Raw genomic sequence first — 16,980 nt, 5'->3', positions numbered from 1 at the left:
CCATCGGTGCACGCGCCGATGGCGAACACACAGAAATCGGGAGATGGCAGTGGACGAGGTCCGCAACCTGATCATCATCGGCTCCGGGCCGGCCGGCTACACCGCGGCGGTCTACGCCGCGCGCGCCAACCTCAAGCCGCTGGTCATCGAAGGCGTGCAGTCCGGCGGCGCGCTGATGACGACGACCGAGGTGGAGAATTTCCCCGGCTTCGCCGACGGCATCCTGGGCCCCGAGCTGATGGACAACATACGCAAGCAGGCCGAGCGGTTCGGTGCGGAGTTCCTGACCGACGACGTCACCCGGGTCGAGCTCAAGGACACCGGCGAGGTCGGCTCGGACGTGGTCAGCACCGTCTGGGTGGGCGAGACCGCCTACCGGACCAGGGCAGTCATTCTCGCCACCGGATCCGCCTGGCGCCCGCTGGGCGTACCCGGCGAGCAGGAGTATCTCGGCCACGGCGTCTCCTCCTGCGCCACCTGCGACGGATTCTTCTTCCGGAACCAGCACATCGTCGTCGTCGGTGGTGGTGACTCGGCGATGGAGGAGGCCAGCTTCCTGACCCGGTTCGCCGAGTCGGTCACGATCATCCACCGCCGCGACGCGTTCCGGGCCAGCAAGATCATGGCGGAACGTGCGCTGAGCAACGAGAAGATCAGGGTCGAGTGGAACTCGATGGTCGAGGAGATTCTCGGCGCCGACGGCAAGGTCTCCGGCGTCCGCCTCCGCAACGTGCACACCGGTGAGGCCAAGGTGCTCGACGTCACCGGTGTCTTCGTGGCCATCGGTCACGACCCCCGCAGCGAGCTCTTCCGCGGCCAGGTGGAGCTGGACGACGAGGGGTACGTGCAGGTCGAGGCACCCAGCACCCGGACCAGCATCCCGGGTGTGTTCGCCGCCGGCGACGTGGTCGACCACACGTACCGGCAGGCGATCACCGCCGCCGGGACGGGCTGCGCCGCGGCCCTGGACGCCGAGCGCTTCATCGCCACGATCCAGAGCTGACCAACCGAGACACACTTTCCCGAGGAGGGTCGTAGTGGGAGCTACCAAGTCGGTCACCGATGCCAGCTTTGCGATCGACGTGCTCAAGTCAGACAAACCAGTTCTGGTGGACTTCTGGGCCGAGTGGTGCGGGCCATGCCGAAAGGTGTCGCCACTGCTCGAGGAGATTGCCGGCGAGATGGGTGACCAGGTCACCATCGTGAAGCTCAACATCGACGAGAACCCGGAGACCGCCCGCGCCTACCGGGTCATGTCGGTGCCGACCCTCACTGTCTTCAAGAACGGCGAGCCGGTGCAGTCGATCGCCGGCGCCAAGCCCAAGGGCGAGCTGGTCAAGCTCATCCAGTCGGCGCTCTGAGCGACGCGCACACCGCCTACCCCGCACCCGGCGTTGCCGGGTGCGGGGTAGGCGTCATTTTCTTGGCCCGCCGCACCTCAGGCACGGCGAGCGCATAACCTCAACCCCGGGGCCGCCCGGCCAGCCAGCGTCCGTGCAGAGGGGGTCGAGCGTGCGTCCGATCCGACCCGGTGACCGAGGACCCGCGGTCACCGAGATCCGTACGGTGCTAGCCGGACTCGACCTGCTTTCGCCGTCCGCACCGGACGTCGACCAGTTCGACGCCCACACCGAGCGGGCCGTGCGGGCGTTCCAGCAGTCCCGCGGGCTGAGCGTGGACGGTCGGGTCGGCGCGGAGACCTGGCGGGCCCTGGACGCGGCCCGCTGGCGGCTCGGCGCCCGCACTCTCTACCACGCCGTTCCCGAGCCGCTCACCGGCGAGGACGTGCGGTCGTTGCAGGAGCGCCTACTGGAGATGGGGTACGACGTCGGTCGGGCCGACGCCATCTACGGCGTCCGAACCTCCCGATCCGTCGCCCAGTTCCAGCGGGAGGTGGGTCTGACTCCGGACGGCACCTGTGGTCCGCACACCACGAACGCGCTGCGCCGACTCGGCCGCAAGGTGGTCGGCGGGCGGCCGCAGTGGCTACGCGAGTGCGACGCCATTCGGCAGTCCGGTCCCACCCTCGTCGGGCGGACCGTTGTCGTCGACGCCGGTCACGGTGGCACCGACCCCGGTGCGGTGGTCCCCGACGGCGCGCTCCGCTGGACCGAGGCCGACCTGGTCCATGACCTCGCCAGCCGACTGGAGGGACGGCTGGCTGCGGTCGGGGTACGGGTCCAGCTCACCCGCGGCCCGTCGCTGCGGGAGTACCTGCCCGACGACGACCGGGCGCAGCTGGCAAACTCACTCGGCGCGGACGTGTTCATCTCCCTACATCTCGACCGTCACACCAACCCGGCGGCCGAGGGCGTGGCGACGTACCATTACGGCACCGACAACGGCGTCACGTCGGCGACGGGGGAACGACTCGCCGGCCTCGTGCAGCGGGAGATCGTCGCTCGGACCGGGCTGCGGGACTGCCGTACCCACGCGAAGGCGTGGGACCTCCTGCGGCTCACCCGGATGCCGGCCGTCCGCGTGGAGGTGGGCTACCTGACCTCGCCCTCGGACCGGGCCCGGCTGGTCGATCCCCGCTTCCGGGACCGGGTGGTGGAGGCGATCGTGGCCGCCGTGCAGCGGATGTACTACCCGGTCGAGCGGGACGTCCCGACCGGCTCGATCGACGTCAGCGAGCTGCGGGCGGTGGTGGCCGCGGGAACCGTGGTCGACTGACCGGCTCGTCAGCCGGAGGTCGAGCGGGTCGCCGGGCTGGGGCGGACGGGCCGGAGCAGCGTCTCCGGGCTCATCGAGCCGAGTAGCTTCTCCAGCGCGTACTCGACGTCGGACTTCCAGCTCAACGCCGTGCGCAGCTCCAGGCGTAGGCGGGGAAAACGTGGATGCGGGCGGACCGTCTTGAAGCCCACCGACAGGAAGAAGTCGGCCGGCGCGACGCAGGCCCGAGTACCGTCGTCCGCGTCGCCGAACTTGGCGTCGCCGAACGCCTCGATCGCCTTGATGCCACGCTTGGTGAGATCCCGGGCGACGCCCTGAACGAGCATCCGGCCGAGCCCGCCACCGGCGAAGGCGGCCACCACGTTCGCCGTCATCAGCAGCGCCGCGTCGGCGGACACGGGGGAGGTGGGGAACGCCATCGACCGCGGCACGTACGCCGGCGGCGCGTACATCACGAAACCGGCCGGCATCCCGTCGACATACACCAGCTTGCCGCACGAGCCCCATTCCAGCAGGGTCTGCGAAACCCAGGCCTCCTTCTCCAGCCCCGGGTCGCCCGCGGCGAAGGCCCGGTCCGCCGAAACCGGATCAAGCTCCCAGTAGACGCACCGCCGGCAGGGACGAGGCAGATCCTCCAAGGTGTCGAGGGTCAAGCTGACCAGACGTCGCGACATTGGCGCACCCCCACACTAGGCTCGGAGGTGGGACCGGCGCAGAACGACACCGCCGCCTACCTGCCCCCGACGAGCGATCGTACGCCGCCAGCGGACGCCATGGGAGGGAACGCGCAAACCGTCACCTCGAGGTGACGGACGGTCCGGGACGTGGACCTGACCGTCCGGCGGGCGACGTTCCTGGTGCACGGCGACTAGAATCGGCATCCGGCGTTCCGATCGCCATGGTCGCCGGAGTCCCGGGTACGCCCGGGGCGGGGGAGGCACCCGAGCACGCACCGAGGTGATGTATGACCGGCACGACGCTCGACGACTACACCGACCGCTACGCCCGGCGTGTCCGGGGCATGACCGCCTCGGAGATCCGGGCGCTCTTCGCGGTGGCCAGCCGGCCGGAGGTGGTCTCGCTCGCCGGTGGCGCCCCCTACATCGCCGCGCTTCCGCTGGACGCGGTCGGTGAGATGCTCGGCCGGCTCGGCGCCGACCACGGCGCCACGACCCTCCAGTACGGCATCGGACAGGGCACCCCGGAGCTGCGCGAGCGGATCTGCGAGGTGATGGCGCTCTCCGGCATCGACGCCGCCTGTGGCGCCTCCCCGGACGACGTGGTGGTCACCGTCGGTGGCCAGCAGGCGCTGGACCTGGTCGCTCGGCTCTTCCTCGACCCGGGCGACGTGGTCCTCGCCGAGGGCCCCACGTACGTCGGGGCCCTCGGGGTGTTCCAAGCTGCCCAGGCGCAGGTCGCGCACGTCCCGATGGACGACGACGGGCTGATCCCCGAGGCGTTGGAGGCGGCCATCGCCGAGCAGGCGCGGGCCGGACGCCGGGTGAAGTTCCTCTACACCATCCCCACCTACCAGAACCCGACCGGCGTGACGCTCGCCGAACAGCGGCGGGAGCGGGTGCTCGACATCTGCGAACGCGCCGGCCTGCTGGTGGTGGAGGACGACCCGTACGGCCAGCTCGGTTTCTCCGGTGCCGCCCCGGCGCCACTGCGCGCCCGCCGCCGGGACGGCATCTTCTACCTCAGCACCTTTTCCAAGACCTTCGCCCCCGGGCTGCGGGTGGGCTGGATCCTGGCGCCGCACGCGGTCCGCGACAAACTGGTGATTGCCAGCGAGGCGCAGATCCTCTGCCCGAGTGGCTACGCTCAGGCGGCGGTGGCCACCTACCTCGACACGATGCCGTGGCGCGAGCAGCTCAAAATCTACCGAGAGGTCTACCGCGAGCGGCGGGACGCGATGCTCGACGCTCTCGCGGACCTGATGCCCGCCGGTACGACGTGGACCCGCCCGGGCGGCGGCCTCTTCGTCTGGGCGACGCTACCCGCCGGGATGGACTCGAAGGCGATGATGCCGCGCGCGATCGCCGCCCGGGTCGCCTACGTTCCCGGCACCGGCTTCTACGCCGACGGCACCGGCACCGATCATATGCGGCTCAACTTCTCCTTCCCGCCGCCCGAGCGGATCCGGGAGGGTGTTCGGCGACTGGCCGGCGTCATGGAGCAGGACATCGCCATGCGCCGCGTGTTCGGTGCGGTGGGGCGGGCGGAGCCCCGCCGAGGTGGGGCCGGTTCGGACGCACCGGGACCTGACTTGGCATGATTCCGGCATGCGTACGACCGCTGCCGACCCCGCCGTCGTGACCGACCTGCACGTTCTGGTGCTCGCCGGCGGCCTCTCCTACGAACGGGACGTCTCGCTCCGGTCCGGCCGTCGCGTGCTGGACGCGCTACGCGCCGCCGGTATGGATGCCGAGCTCCGGGACGCCGACATCGCCCTGTTGCCCGCCCTCACCGCCGACCCGCCGGACGCGGTGGTGATCGCCCTGCACGGCGCCACCGGCGAGGACGGCTCGCTCCGGGGTGTGCTGGACCTCTGCGACGTCCCGTACGTCGGCTGCGACGCCCGCGCCTCCCGGCTCGCCTGGGACAAGCCGTCGGCCAAGACAGTGCTCCGTGAGGCCGGCATCCCCACGCCAGACTGGGTGGCGCTCCCACACGACCGTTTCTCCGAGTTGGGCGCGGTGGCAGTGCTGGACCGGATCGTCGACCGGCTGGGCCTTCCGCTGATGGTTAAACCCGCCCAGGGTGGCTCGGGCCTGGGCGCCGCCGTGGTCCGGGACGACGCGTCGCTGCCGGCCGCCATGGTGGGTTGTTTCGCCTACGACCCGACGGCTCTGGTGGAACGCTACGTGCCCGGCATGGACGTGGCCGTCTCCGTGGTCGACCTGGGCGACGGGCCGCAGGCGCTGCCGGCAGTGGAGATCGTGCCGCGCAACGGCGTGTACGACTACGCCGCCCGGTACACCGCGGGCCGCACCACCTGGCACACCCCGGCGCGGCTGGCGCCCGAGGTGGCCAATGCGGTCGCCGAGGTGGCCATCGCCGCCCACACCGCGCTCGGGCTGCGCGACCTCAGCCGGGTCGACCTCATCGTCGACGAGGCCGGCCAACCGCACGTCCTCGAGGTGAACGTGTCGCCCGGAATGACGGAGACCTCGCTGCTGCCGCTCGCAGTGCAGGCAGCCGGCCTCGACTTCGGTCGGGTGATCGGCTCCCTGGTGTCCCGCGCCGCCGCCCGCGGAACCTGAGCCCGCCGTCGCCCCACAAATCCGGCGGCCGTCGGCCCGACAGCCGCCCCAGCCAAGATTTGCGGGGCGCTTCCCGCTAACGACCGGAGGCGGTCCCGGTGGCGCCGGTGGCACCCGACGATCGACTCTCTGCTCGGTCGCCGGCCACACGACCAACGCCGGATGCCCGACTGTCGGCGCTGTCGGTAGCTTCGGCCGTTGCCTCGTCGGCGTCTGTCTCCGCCCGACCCTCCGCGTCCGCCTCGCCGTCGGCAACACGGGACACCCGGATATCGGCCCGCTCGACGGCCGCGCCGCCAGCGATGTCGACGCCGGCCACCGTCCCGGCACCGGTGGCGCCGGCCGCTATGCCACCGCGACCCTCGGCCGTCGGCGAGTCGGCCGCGTCGACGGCCGTGCTGTCGGCCGCTCGGTCGCCGGCGCTGTCCCCGGATCTGCCGGGGAGCGGGTCGATGGGAGCCTCCTCGGCCGAAGCGATCACCGACGCCCCGTCCTCATCGGTGGCCGGTGAGGCGGTGGCTTCCGGGGCAGCGCTGAAGCTGGAGGGTGCCTGCCACTGGATGCGGGGTGGTTCGGCGAGCGGACGCCCGCCGAAGTCCGCCAGCCAGGCCGCGATCAGAGCCAGGTTCTCCCGCCACGTCGACTCGGCGATCGGGGGCAGGATCGAGTCCCACAGAGAGAGGAAGGTTCCGCGCAGTTGGAGCTGGCCGTGCGGGCGGGCGAGGAACCACATGTGCAGGTGCGCCGACCCGTCGCCCCACCGATTGACGTGTACCCGAGCTACTCCGTCCAGCGACCGGATCGCCCGCTCGAGCCGTACCGTCATGACTCCGAGTTCGGCGGCGAGCAGGTTCGGCAGATCACCGAGGTCGAAATGCGAACGTGATTCGAGAATCAGCACCATCGGCAGGCCGGTGGGCCGGTCCATCGCGCGCACCCGCCAGCGCTCGCCCACCCAGATGTATGCCTCGTCCGGGGCAGCACAGGCGGTGCACTCCCGATGGCCCTCGCCCCGACGGGGCGGCTCCATCAGGACCGGATCGTCGAGTTTCTTGACGCGAAGTTCGCCCTCGAAGGGGAAGGACGGCCATTGGGTGAAGTCCGGAAGGGAGGGAGGGGTGTCGTGCACGACGCTGACCCTAGCCGGTTCCGGCACTGCTGTCCCTACCTGTTCCGCCACCAATCCGGCCGGCCTCCTGGGTGCACCACACCCTGTTGCCGAACGATATCCACAGGGCGCAGAGACGCCAGCATGGGCCGTCATCCACAGGTCAGCGCTGGATTTCGAGTGCTGTTTCACGTGAAACCAGGGCGGCCTGTGGACAACCGGTGTGGATAACGATTGGCAGCCCCTCCCTCGCCCTCCTGTCGGCCCCTCCCTCTTCCCCGGGACCTCCTTCGTCTGCTGGTGCGCGGGGTGCCGTCATCGCCCCCACTCCCGAGCAAGCCGCCGCGCCCGCGACGCCTGGTCCAGCCAGACCAGGCGTCAGGCCACGGTCCCCACAGGGTTGGCCAGCCGGATCGGCTCGGCGCGCAGCGCAGTCGGCTATGGCCAGCTCGCCGCAGGCTGCCTGTCCAGGTCTCAGGGGTTGGGTGGGACACGACTGGCGCAACGGGGGCTCCCGAGCGAACCGGCGTCGTTTCACGTGAAACCCGCGCCAAGGCGGATCACCCAGGTGGTCCGCCCGATCGACACCGAGCCAGCAATCCGACCAGCCAGTCCGCCGTCCGGCACCGCCACCGGGCCGGCACCTTGACACCAATGGGCGTAGCCAAGTCTCCGGAGACAACTCGGCTACGTGGCCCGAGTGGGACGCACGCGGCCGAATGTGCCGTGCCGGATTAGGCCTCCGGCTCCTCTTTGTCGACCCCGATGATGCCCACGATGCGCTCCAAGTCGTCGACCGTCGCGAACTCGATCGTGATCTTCCCTTTGCTCCGGCCGATGTCAACCTTCACCCGGGTATCGAAGCGATCGGCGAGCCGGTCGGCGAGATCCGACAGGGCGGGCGCGTGCGGCTTCTGGCGACGCTTGGCCGGCTCCTTCGGGCTGGCATCGTCACTGAGCGACAGTGCGACGATCTCCTCGGTCACCCGGACGGAAAGCCCCTCTGCGACGATCCGCAGGGCGAGTTGGTCCTGTGCCCCCGCGTCGTCGAGGCTCAGCAACGCCCGAGCATGCCCGGCGGAGAGCACTCCGGCGGCGACGCGGCGCTGTACCTGGGCGGGGAGGTTCAGCAGCCGGATGGTGTTGGATATCTGCGGTCGACTCCGCCCGATCCGGCGAGCCAACTCCTCGTGGGTGGCACCGAACTCGTCCAGAAGTTGCTGGTACGCGGCTGCCTCCTCCAGCGGGTTCAGATTGGCCCGGTGGATGTTCTCCAACAACGCGTCCCGGAGCATCGCGTCGTCACGAGTGTCCCGAACGATCGCGGGGATGCTGTCCCGGCCGACCGCCTGCGCGGCCCGCCAGCGCCGCTCACCCATGACCAGTTCGAACGTGTCGTCGTCGAGCTGTCGGACGACGATCGGCTGGAGGAAGCCGACCTCCTGGATCGAGATCTTCAGCTCCGCCAGGGCGTCCTCGTCGAAGACCTGCCGGGGCTGTTTTGGATTCGGCACGATCGCGTCGACCGGGATCTCGGCGAAGCGGGCGCCCGGTACCGGGCTCAGGGCGGCCCCGTCCTGGCCGCCAACGGGCGGTGGTGGTGGTACGTCTGCCGGCACGACCAGCGGGCCACCCACCGTCGGATCGGACGCGCTGGTCGTCGCCGGTCCGGTGGGGATGAGCGCACCCAGCCCTCGACCCAGACCGCCCTTGGGACGGTTCTTCATACCGCGCCTCCCCGCGATTCGTCCGCGCTACGCATTGCGGATCACCGGCGCCGTGACGCCCCGCTCAGCGATCTCGTGGGCGGCCTCGAAGTAGCTCGTCGCCCCCCGCGATCCGGGATCGTAGGTCATCACGGACTGGCCGTAGCTGGGCGCCTCCGAAACCCGGACGTTGCGCGGGATGACCGCCTGAAGCACCTTGTCGCCGAAGTGGTTGCGGACATCCTGCTCGACCGCATCCGCCAGGCGCGTGCGCCGGTCGTACATGGTGAGCAGGATGGTCGAGACGTCCAGCCGCGGGTTTAGGTGTTGACGGACCAGGTTGATGTTGTTGATGAGCTGGTTGAGCCCCTCCAGCGCGTAGTACTCGCACTGAATCGGGATGAGCACCTCCTGCGCGGCCACCAGCGCGTTGACCGTGAGCAGGCCCAGCGACGGTGGACAGTCGATGAAGACGTAGTCAAAGTGACCGGGGTACGCGGTGATGGCCCGGGCCAGGCGGGACTCCCGGGCTACCACGGAAACCAGCTCGATCTCCGCACCGGCGAGGTCGATCGTCGCAGGGACGCACCACAGGTTGGGGATGCCCTCGACCGTCTGGGCGACGTCCTCCAGCGGCACGCTGTTGATGAGGCAGTCGTAGACGTCCGGCACCCCCGTGTGGTGCGGGACGTTCAGCCCCGTCGAGGCGTTGCCCTGGGGGTCGAGGTCGACCACGAGCACTCGATTCCCGTGCAGGGCAAGCGCCACTGCCAGGTTCACCGTCGTGGTGGTCTTTCCCACCCCGCCCTTCTGGTTCGCGACGCACATCACCCGGGTCCGGTCGGGACGGGGCATCGTCACCTCCCCGCTCGGATTCAGGATCTGCACGGCACGCATCGCTTCCATCGCCAACGGTGGATCATCCTCTTCGCGCATCGGAGTTTCACGTGAAACGTACGTGTCCTCGGCCTCACCCTGCCCGTAGGCCACGGGTCGATCCGCCGTCGTGTCGGTCACCCGACCGGCGTCCACCACCGAACCCGGCACCGGCTGTTGGGGCACGGCCCCCTCGGAACGGGTGGCCACAGCGGCGTTGCCGTGGGTCGACGTCACCCGCTCGACGGCGGGCGCGTTGCCGGCGCGGGTTCCGTCCGGCACGCTCCGCGCCATCGTCACCGCCGGCGGCACGGGTCGCGCCACGCCTGTTGCCGGCGCCACTCGCCGGTTGGTCGGGGCGTCGTCCGGTCGGACAGAGGAAGGGCTCGTCAACGCGCCGTGCGCCGCCCAGCCGTCGTGGTCGGTTTCACGTGAAACAGGATCACCAACCGCCCCATTCACCTGTGGATCGTCGTACCTGCCGTCGTCATGCACCTGTCATCCCTGCCCGCTTCGGATGGTCGGTCGGCACCCGTCAACGGGCCGCACATGCGCTCGCGCCGCTGGAGCGTGCGACCCGGCGGAAGCGGTCGGGGACTGGTTGTCCGTCGCCGCCCACTCCACAATATCGACGCGCGGTCAGCCTACGGCGCACGGGCGCAACCGGTCCACGTCGGGTTCGCATCCCGCCCGCCCGTACCGGTTAAACGACGCGGACGCCGGACAGGAAGTCGGATCGGCCGATCCGGCACGACGCGACCGAGCCAGCCCGGATCCAGGGGCAGTGACGTGTAGACGGCGCTCGGCACGACCAACGGGTGTCAGCGGCGCCGGCCACCGCGCGACCGCTTCGCGGGCTTCGACCGAATCGGCCCCACCACTCGCTCGCGAACGATCTCCACCACCGTCGTCGGCGGGTCGATCACGCCTTCGCCGCAGCGACGCACCTCAGGCATTCCGCCGCCGAGCCGGTTCACGATCGCCGCGTGCTCGGCTACCTCTTCTGCCGCCAACGCACCCTTGAGAGCAATCAGCCGACCGCCAGGTGTGGCCAGCGGCAGGCACCACGCGCAGAGCCGGTCAAGCGGTGCTACGGCACGCGCGGTCACCACGTCACCGGCAAGCGGTCCCGCCCCGCCGACACCGACCACCGCCTCCTCGGCCCGGCCGCGGAACACCCGGACGTTCCGGGTGAGCCCGAGGCGCTCTACCGCCTCGACCAGAAAGGCGGTACGGCGGGCGAGCGGCTCGATCAGCGTCACGATCAGGTCCGGCCGCGCCACGGCCAGTACCAGGCCGGGCAGCCCGGCACCCGAGCCCACGTCGAGCACCGTGGCGCCGGGCGGAATCCGCTCAGCCGTCGCAGCGCAGTTCAGCAGGTGCCGATCCCAGATCCGGGGTGCCTCCCGAGGCCCGATCAGACCGCGGACCACCCCGTCGGTCACCAGCAGTTCGGCATACGAGGTGGCCAGGTCGAGCCGGTCACCGAAAAGTGCCCGCGCCGCTCCGGCCAACTCGAACGGCAACCTGGCATCGGCCGGGTCGGGGACCAGGCGAGGGTCGACAGCCGACGGCCCGGGTGGCACGCCACCCGGGCCGAACACGGCACCAGCCGCAGTGCGGTCGTCGCTCACCCGGGTCAGTCCGCCGGCCGGACGATGATGCGCCGATTCGGCTCGATGCCCTCAGACTCGCTCTCCACCCCGGTCATCGCGTTCACGACGTCGTGGACGCACTTGCGCTCGAAAGCGGACATCGGCTCCAGACGGACAGGATCGCCGTGCTCCTTGACCTTCTCCACCGCGTTCTTCGCCACGGCGGCAAGCTCCTTGCGCCGGCTGGCGCGGTATCCGCCCACGTCGAGCAGCAGCCGGCTGGGAGTCCCGGTCTGCCGGAAGACGGCAAGCCGGGCCAGCTCCTGAAGCGCCTCCAGGGTGGCACCGCGCTGGCCCACCAGGTTCTGCAGCCGACCGCCGACCACCTCGACCACCGGCCGTCCGCCGGAAACCAGCTCGTCGATGTCGCCGTCATAGTCGAGGATGTCGAGCAGTCCCTCTACGTAGTCCGCGGCGATCTCGCTTTGGTGGAACAGGTCGCTCTCGGCGACAGCTTTCTTCTCCGTCTCGCCGCCGGCGGCCTCGCCGGGTTCGTCGGTGCCCTGCGGGGCGGTCAGCGCTGTCCCCTCGGTGTCCAGGGACTCCTCGCCGCGGGGGATGCTGGTCTCGGTCACGGTGTCATCTCCGTACTCGCTCGGCCGGACCGTCGGGTCCGCTGGTCTCCCCGGGGCCGGCGGGAGGTCGCCGGTGCCCGCGGGCACGTCTGTACGGGCAGTGTCGCCCGTCGCCGCCGCACGCGCGGCACTTTGCCCACCGGCGTCGGCCGTACGGCCGCGGCACGGTGCGCAGCGGGCCGCCGCCGGTGTCCCGACGGCGGCCCGGACGACTCAGCCTTGCCGCTTGGCGGGGCGCCCCTTCTTCGGGTTCATCGGCTTGGCACCCGGCTTGGGCCCGGCCACCTTGGGCGCGGCCGGCTTGGTGGGGGCCGGCGTGGCAGCCTTGCGGCCGAACAGCCCAGCGGTCTTCGCCGGCTGCGCCGGCCTACCCGCGCCTGAGGTGCCCGACTTGGCGGTGACGTTGGGCGGTGGCGGGAACTTGCGCAGCACCCACTGCTGCTGCGCGAGCGTGAAGAGGTTGTTGGTGACCCAGTAGATGATCACACCGATTGGGAAGATCGCACCGGAGACGAGCAGCGACAGCGGAATGCCGTAGAGCATCAGTCGCTGGATCATCCGCTGCTGCGGATCCTCGGCCCAGCCGGTCTTGAGGATCATCTGACGGCTGGTCAGGTAGGTGGTGCCCATCATCACCAGCACCAGGACACCGGCCATCACCTTGACCGTGGTGCCGTTGGCCCCCAGGGCGGCGAGTTCCGCGGCGGTGGAGCCGAACTTGCCGGCGATCGGCGCGGTGAACAGCTTGGCGGCCGACGCGCTCTCGAACTGGTCGACCGACCAGCCGTAGAGGGTCTTGAGGTCGTTGCTCGGACTGAGGCGGCGGAGCACGTGGAAGAGGCCGAGGAAGACCGGGATCTGGAGGAACATCGGAAGGCAGCCCATGAGTGGGTTGGCCTTTTCCTTCCGGTAGAGCTCCATCATCTCCTTCTGGAGCGTCTCCCGGTCACCCTTGTGCTTCTCCTGCAGCGCCTTGACCTGCGGCTGGAGCGCCTGCATCGCCCGCTGCGACTTGATCTGCTTGACGAAGACCGGGAAGAGGATCACCCGGACGGTGACCACCAGGAAGACGATGGCGAGGATCCAGGCCCAGTTGGTGCCGAGCACCGCGCCGTCCGGTACCCCGATGGCCTCCCAGGCCCGGTGCCAGACCAAGAGGATCCACGAGATCGCATAGTAGATCCAGTCGAGACTCAATTCTCAGGCTCCAGTCACATCGGCACGGCGGTGACCGACCGGCTCCGGTACCGGGTCGTATCCACCTGGGTGAAAGGGGTGGCAACGCAACAACCGCCGGACCGTCAGGCCGGCTCCCCGGATCGCGCCGTGGCGGGTGACCGCCTCGATGGCGTACGCACTGCACGACGGGTAGAACCGACAGCGGGCCGGCAGAGCCGGACTTATCCACCGACGGTACGCGATGATGGGACCGACCAGCACCCGGGCGGCAGGTGTCGTCGGCCGTGGCCCGTCCTGTCCGGTACTCACCGGGACCGCCGCCCCGGGGGGCACGCGCGGCCGCCATCGCCGCGTCGAGATCGGTGCCGAGCTGCTGGTACGACGCGTCGGCCGCGACCGGCAGGGCCCGCACCACGAGGGTGCTCCCGGCCGGCAGCTCGGTGAGCCGCTCACGGACCAGGTGCCGAAGTCGGCGGCGGACCTGGTTGCGGACCACGGCGTTCCCGACGGCCTTGGAAACGACGAAGCCGGCGCGGGCGGGTGCGGGAGTCTCCTCCGCACCGGCACTCCGCGCCGGCTTCGGCGACGTTGCCGCCGATGGGGTGATCGGCAGGCTCAGGTGGACGACGACGGCACCTCGTCCGACACGTCGACCACCACGGACCGCTGCGGCAAAGTCAGTGCTGCGCCGCAGTCGCTGCGCGGCCGCCAGCACCACGACTGCCAACGTCCTGCGAGTCGGGCCCGGTCGGCGTCAGGCCGACAGGCGGCCGCGCCCCTTGGCGCGACGGGTCGAGATGATGGCGCGGCCGGCACGGGTGCGCATGCGCAGCCGGAAGCCGTGGGTCTTCGCGCGCCGGCGGGTGTTCGGCTGGTAGGTGCGCTTGCTCACGTCAGGCTCTCCGTTGTCGTGCCCCCTGGCGAGGAGATCGCCGGGGAGCGTGCGTGGTCCGGGTCGCCTGAACGGCGACCTCCGATCGGTGCTGCCCGGCGGCGCAGGGCCCCGGCGATGCGGGGTGCGACCGCGGGCAGCAAGCACCCACTACCCTAGCAGAGGCCGACAGAGCAGCTGTTCCAGCGTACGCAGGGGCGCAATGGCGGGTCAAACAGCCCCACCAGGACCGACGCCGTCACTGCGGGTGGCCGAAGCGGTGCTTTTCGCTGATGCCGCCCCCCGTCCTACGCGTGGGCGGTTGAAGGCTCGCCGACATCGCTGTTACCGTGCCCGATTGCGGTCTGCGTCGACGGGTTCGGTCGCCGCCGGCGAGCAAGACCGGACAGGGCGGTGGATCGTTCGGCACGGTGAACCCGCTTCAGCGCCCGTTCAGGCAGGGAGCAGGGTCCGACCCGCGTCCGGCGGGAGGCCACAATCGGTACGTACACAGGCTGTGGATAACTTGTGGACGAGAACCGATCGGCCGACCGGGTGGGGATGTTCCACCCGCTCGAACGCGGCGGGCCCGGGACGGCCGACGGGGAGGACGGCGGCGTCCGGGAGCAGAGGCGAGGGGGTGGCACGACGGTGGCCGGTACGACCGACCTTGCCGCGGTGTGGACGGCAACGACGGAGGAGCTCGCCGACGAGCTCGTCTCCGCGCAGCAGCGGGCATACCTGCGGCTTACCCGGCTGCGGGCGATCGTCGAGGACACCGCACTGCTCTCCGTCCCGGACGCCTTCACCCGGGACGTGATCGAGTCTCGGCTACGCCCCGCGATCACCGAGGCGCTCACCCGCCGGTTGGGCCGGCCGATCCAGGTTGCGGTCACCGTGCGGGTGCCGGAGGAGGCCGCCGGCCGCCCGGCGGGCATGGTCTACCGCAGCGCCCCCGAGCCGCACCCGGGCGAGCCCTACGGGAACCCGCTGGGCGGTCCCGACGGTGGCACCGGGTGGGACCCGGCGGACGACGACGCCGGCCGGCAGCTGCCGCTGATCCCCGAGCAGGCCCAGCCCGAGCGGCGGGTCGAGGACCCCGCCGGCTCCCCTCCCGTCGCCGAGCGGCTCCCCCCGGTGACCCGGGACCCTCAGGAGCCGCTGTTCAGCACCGCTTTCGCCGAGTCATCCCGGCCCGACGGTCCGCTCCTCGGTCCGGAACGGCACGGCTACGACGAGCAGGCGCCCCGGCCGGACCCGAGGGTGGACAGCCGCGCCCTCGAGGGGCGCTACCGCGAGAACGGCATGTCGCCGCGGGACCAGCACGTGATCCGTGCCCTACCCCGGGACCTCGGCACCGACAGCGGACCGGGGCGGGCGGACCACCACCGCCCTGGCGGCCGGGAGGAGCGGCGGCTGCCGGCGGGCGCCGACGGTGGCGGCAACCGGCTCAACCCGAAGTACATGTTCGAGACGTTCGTCATCGGCTCGTCGAACCGGTTCGCGCACGCGGCGGCGGTGGCGGTGGCCGAGTCACCGGCGAAGGCGTACAACCCGCTCTTCATCTACGGCAGTTCCGGGCTGGGCAAGACCCACCTACTACACGCGATCGGCCACTACGCCACGACGTTGGGCAACGCCCGCTCGGTCCGGTACGTCTCGACCGAGGAGTTCACCAACGACTTCATCAACTCGCTGCGGGACGACAAGACGAGCGCGTTCCAGCGCCGTTACCGGGACGTCGACATCCTCCTGATCGACGACATTCAGTTCCTGGAGAACCGGGAGCGGACGCAGGAGGAGTTCTTCCACACCTTCAACACCCTGCACAATGCCAACAAGCAGATCGTGATCACCTCCGACCGCTCGCCGAAGCAGCTGGCGACTCTGGAGGACCGGCTGCGGACCCGGTTCGAGTGGGGCTTGCTCGCCGACATCCAGCCGCCGGACCTGGAAACCCGCATCGCGATCCTGCAGAAGAAGGCAGCCCAGGAACGGCTGTTCGCCCCGCCGGACGTGCTGGAGTTCATCGCGTCCCGGGTGTCGAACTCGATCCGGGAACTGGAGGGCGCGCTGATCCGGGTGACCGCGTTCGCCAGCCTCACCCGCTCGTCCGTGGAGCTGTCCCTGGCCGAGGAGGTGCTCCGGGATTTCATCCCGGACGGCGCCGGCCCGGAGATCACCGCGGACCAGATCATGGTCTCCACCGCCGACTACTTCGGGGTGAGCCTGGAGGACCTGCGGGGGCACTCCCGGTCCCGGGTCCTCGTCAACGCCCGCCAGGTGGCCATGTACCTGTGCCGGGAGCTGACCGACCTGTCGCTGCCCCGGATCGGTCAGGCCTTCGGCGGCCGTGACCACACCACGGTCATGCACGCGGACCGCAAGATCCGCCAACAGATGGCCGAGCGACGTTCGCTCTACAACCAGATCGCCGAGTTGACCAACCGGATCAAGCAGAACACCTGAGGCGGCCGCCTTCCGCAGGGTTGCCCGGCCGGGCAACCCTGCCTCTTCCGACCCCGTGGTCCCTGCTCGCCCGCATACCAGCCCGCCGGATGGAAACCGCATCGCGATCCTGCGCGAGGCTGACCCTCGGGACCTGGTGGAGGGCCACTGCCGGCTGTGCCGTGCGGGTCGACTTCGCACCGAGTCGAGACCGTGACCAGTCCCATCCCGACTCGTTGTCCACAGCTCGTTATCCACCGTCGGTGGATAACTACGGTCCGCCCGCCGCCAGTTACCCACAGGTTGTGGAGAAACCCTGGGGACAACGCTGTGGACGCCTGGGGACAACCTCGACGTTGTCCACCGCAGACGGTCTGCCTGTGGGCGGCCTGTTGAAGGTTCTGGGGATGACGCCGATCGGGACGCGTCCGGTGATCCACAGGGCTGGGGAGAAAGTCGGTGGATTACCGGTGGACAACCGGTGGACAACCGTGGACAACCTGGGGGTGGCGGGCGCCTGTGGATCGCGAGACGGGTTTTTCCCCTGGTTCTCCACAGCCAACCCACTGGTGGACAACCTGACTGACCTGCGCAGACGGCAGTTCTCCACAGTTTGCACA

15 protein-coding genes and 1 pseudogene are annotated in these 16,980 nt (G+C 70.3%); 6 read left to right on the top strand and 10 right to left on the bottom strand.

The annotated features are described in order from the left end of the window. Positions 1-49 precede the first annotated feature (49 nt). The 3 genes from trxB to QTQ03_RS19735 all read left to right on the top strand — a co-directional run bounded on the left by trxB (position 50) and on the right by QTQ03_RS19735 (position 2,676). Positions 50-1,003: a thioredoxin-disulfide reductase gene (trxB, locus tag QTQ03_RS19745; protein ID WP_289280906.1), complete on the top strand. Its 954-nt coding sequence runs from the start codon at positions 50-52 to the stop codon at positions 1,001-1,003. A 34-nt stretch (positions 1,004-1,037) separates the two neighbouring features. After that, a complete protein-coding gene (gene trxA, locus QTQ03_RS19740) occupies positions 1,038-1,361 on the top strand; it encodes a thioredoxin (protein WP_289279334.1) in 324 nt (107 codons plus the stop codon). A gap of 151 nt (positions 1,362-1,512) precedes the next feature. Further along, positions 1,513-2,676 carry an N-acetylmuramoyl-L-alanine amidase gene (locus QTQ03_RS19735; protein WP_289279333.1) on the top strand — a complete coding sequence of 388 codons (1,164 nt, stop codon included), beginning with the start codon at positions 1,513-1,515 and terminating at the stop codon, positions 2,674-2,676. An 8-nt stretch (positions 2,677-2,684) separates the two neighbouring features. Here QTQ03_RS19735 and QTQ03_RS19730 read toward each other — a convergent pair whose 3' ends face one another. Further along, entirely contained in the window at positions 2,685-3,350 is a 666-nt protein-coding gene (locus QTQ03_RS19730) for a GNAT family N-acetyltransferase (protein WP_289279332.1), read from the bottom strand. A gap of 290 nt (positions 3,351-3,640) precedes the next feature. Here QTQ03_RS19730 and QTQ03_RS19725 point away from each other — a divergent pair, with 290 nt between their 5' ends. Together QTQ03_RS19725 and QTQ03_RS19720 are read left to right on the top strand one after the other, a co-directional pair. After that, positions 3,641-4,954: an aminotransferase-like domain-containing protein gene (locus QTQ03_RS19725; RefSeq protein WP_289279331.1), complete on the top strand. Its 1,314-nt coding sequence runs from the start codon at positions 3,641-3,643 to the stop codon at positions 4,952-4,954. 7 nt (positions 4,955-4,961) lie between these two features. Continuing rightward, positions 4,962-5,942 carry a D-alanine--D-alanine ligase family protein gene (locus QTQ03_RS19720; RefSeq protein ID WP_289279330.1) on the top strand — a complete coding sequence of 327 codons (981 nt, stop codon included), beginning with the start codon at positions 4,962-4,964 and terminating at the stop codon, positions 5,940-5,942. Between the two features lie 76 nt (positions 5,943-6,018). Here the strand turns inward: QTQ03_RS19720 and QTQ03_RS19715 are convergent, their stop codons facing one another. The 9 genes and pseudogenes from QTQ03_RS19715 to rpmH form a co-directional block, all read right to left on the bottom strand. After that, the gene (locus QTQ03_RS19715) at positions 6,019-7,071 is read right to left on the bottom strand and encodes a hypothetical protein (RefSeq protein WP_502889787.1); all 1,053 of its coding nucleotides are present in this window, start codon (positions 7,069-7,071) and stop codon (positions 6,019-6,021) included. Between the two features lie 713 nt (positions 7,072-7,784). Beyond that, positions 7,785-8,777 (bottom strand): ParB/RepB/Spo0J family partition protein, encoded by a 993-nt coding sequence (locus QTQ03_RS19710; RefSeq protein WP_289279329.1) that lies wholly within the window; start codon positions 8,775-8,777, stop codon positions 7,785-7,787. Between the two features lie 27 nt (positions 8,778-8,804). After that, positions 8,805-10,127 (bottom strand): ParA family protein, encoded by a 1,323-nt coding sequence (locus QTQ03_RS19705; protein WP_289279328.1) that lies wholly within the window; start codon positions 10,125-10,127, stop codon positions 8,805-8,807. A 326-nt stretch (positions 10,128-10,453) separates the two neighbouring features. Next, positions 10,454-11,218: a 16S rRNA (guanine(527)-N(7))-methyltransferase RsmG gene (gene rsmG, locus QTQ03_RS19700; RefSeq protein WP_502889876.1), complete on the bottom strand. Its 765-nt coding sequence runs from the start codon at positions 11,216-11,218 to the stop codon at positions 10,454-10,456. Between the two features lie 53 nt (positions 11,219-11,271). Next, a complete protein-coding gene (locus tag QTQ03_RS19695; RefSeq protein WP_289279327.1) occupies positions 11,272-11,862 on the bottom strand; it encodes a Jag family protein in 591 nt (196 codons plus the stop codon). 213 nt (positions 11,863-12,075) lie between these two features. Beyond that, a complete protein-coding gene (gene yidC / locus QTQ03_RS19690; protein ID WP_289279326.1) occupies positions 12,076-13,059 on the bottom strand; it encodes a membrane protein insertase YidC in 984 nt (327 codons plus the stop codon). Between the two features lie 3 nt (positions 13,060-13,062). Continuing rightward, positions 13,063-13,302 carry a membrane protein insertion efficiency factor YidD gene (gene yidD, locus QTQ03_RS19685; protein ID WP_289280903.1) on the bottom strand — a complete coding sequence of 80 codons (240 nt, stop codon included), beginning with the start codon at positions 13,300-13,302 and terminating at the stop codon, positions 13,063-13,065. A 58-nt stretch (positions 13,303-13,360) separates the two neighbouring features. Next, positions 13,361-13,756, bottom strand: a pseudogene (rnpA, locus tag QTQ03_RS19680) (ribonuclease P protein component); the annotation flags it as partial. Between the two features lie 39 nt (positions 13,757-13,795). Next, a complete protein-coding gene (gene rpmH / locus QTQ03_RS19675; protein WP_289279325.1) occupies positions 13,796-13,933 on the bottom strand; it encodes a 50S ribosomal protein L34 in 138 nt (45 codons plus the stop codon). A gap of 630 nt (positions 13,934-14,563) precedes the next feature. Between rpmH and dnaA the strand changes: the two genes are divergently transcribed. Then, positions 14,564-16,381, top strand: coding sequence for a chromosomal replication initiator protein DnaA (gene dnaA / locus QTQ03_RS19670; protein ID WP_289280902.1), 1,818 nt, complete (start codon positions 14,564-14,566; stop codon positions 16,379-16,381). Positions 16,382-16,980: the final 599 nt, after the last annotated feature.

It is taken from the genome of Micromonospora sp. WMMA1363, from assembly GCF_030345795.1.
Taxonomy (GTDB): Bacteria; Actinomycetota; Actinomycetes; order Mycobacteriales; family Micromonosporaceae; genus Micromonospora.
Note: the sequence above shows the minus strand (reverse complement) of the source record. Positions and strands in the feature narration are given on the sequence as shown.

What these genes read in the sequence shown, in the direction of transcription:
- QTQ03_RS19725 (WP_289279331.1), top strand. Translation starts at nt 3,641, where the DNA reads ATGACCGGCACGACGCTCGACGACTACACCGACCGCTACGCCCGGCGT.
- QTQ03_RS19730 (WP_289279332.1), bottom strand. Translation starts at nt 3,350, where the DNA reads ATGTCGCGACGTCTGGTCAGCTTGACCCTCGACACCTTGGAGGATCTG.
- QTQ03_RS19720 (WP_289279330.1), top strand. Translation starts at nt 4,962, where the DNA reads ATGCGTACGACCGCTGCCGACCCCGCCGTCGTGACCGACCTGCACGTT.
- QTQ03_RS19710 (WP_289279329.1), bottom strand. Translation starts at nt 8,777, where the DNA reads ATGAAGAACCGTCCCAAGGGCGGTCTGGGTCGAGGGCTGGGTGCGCTC.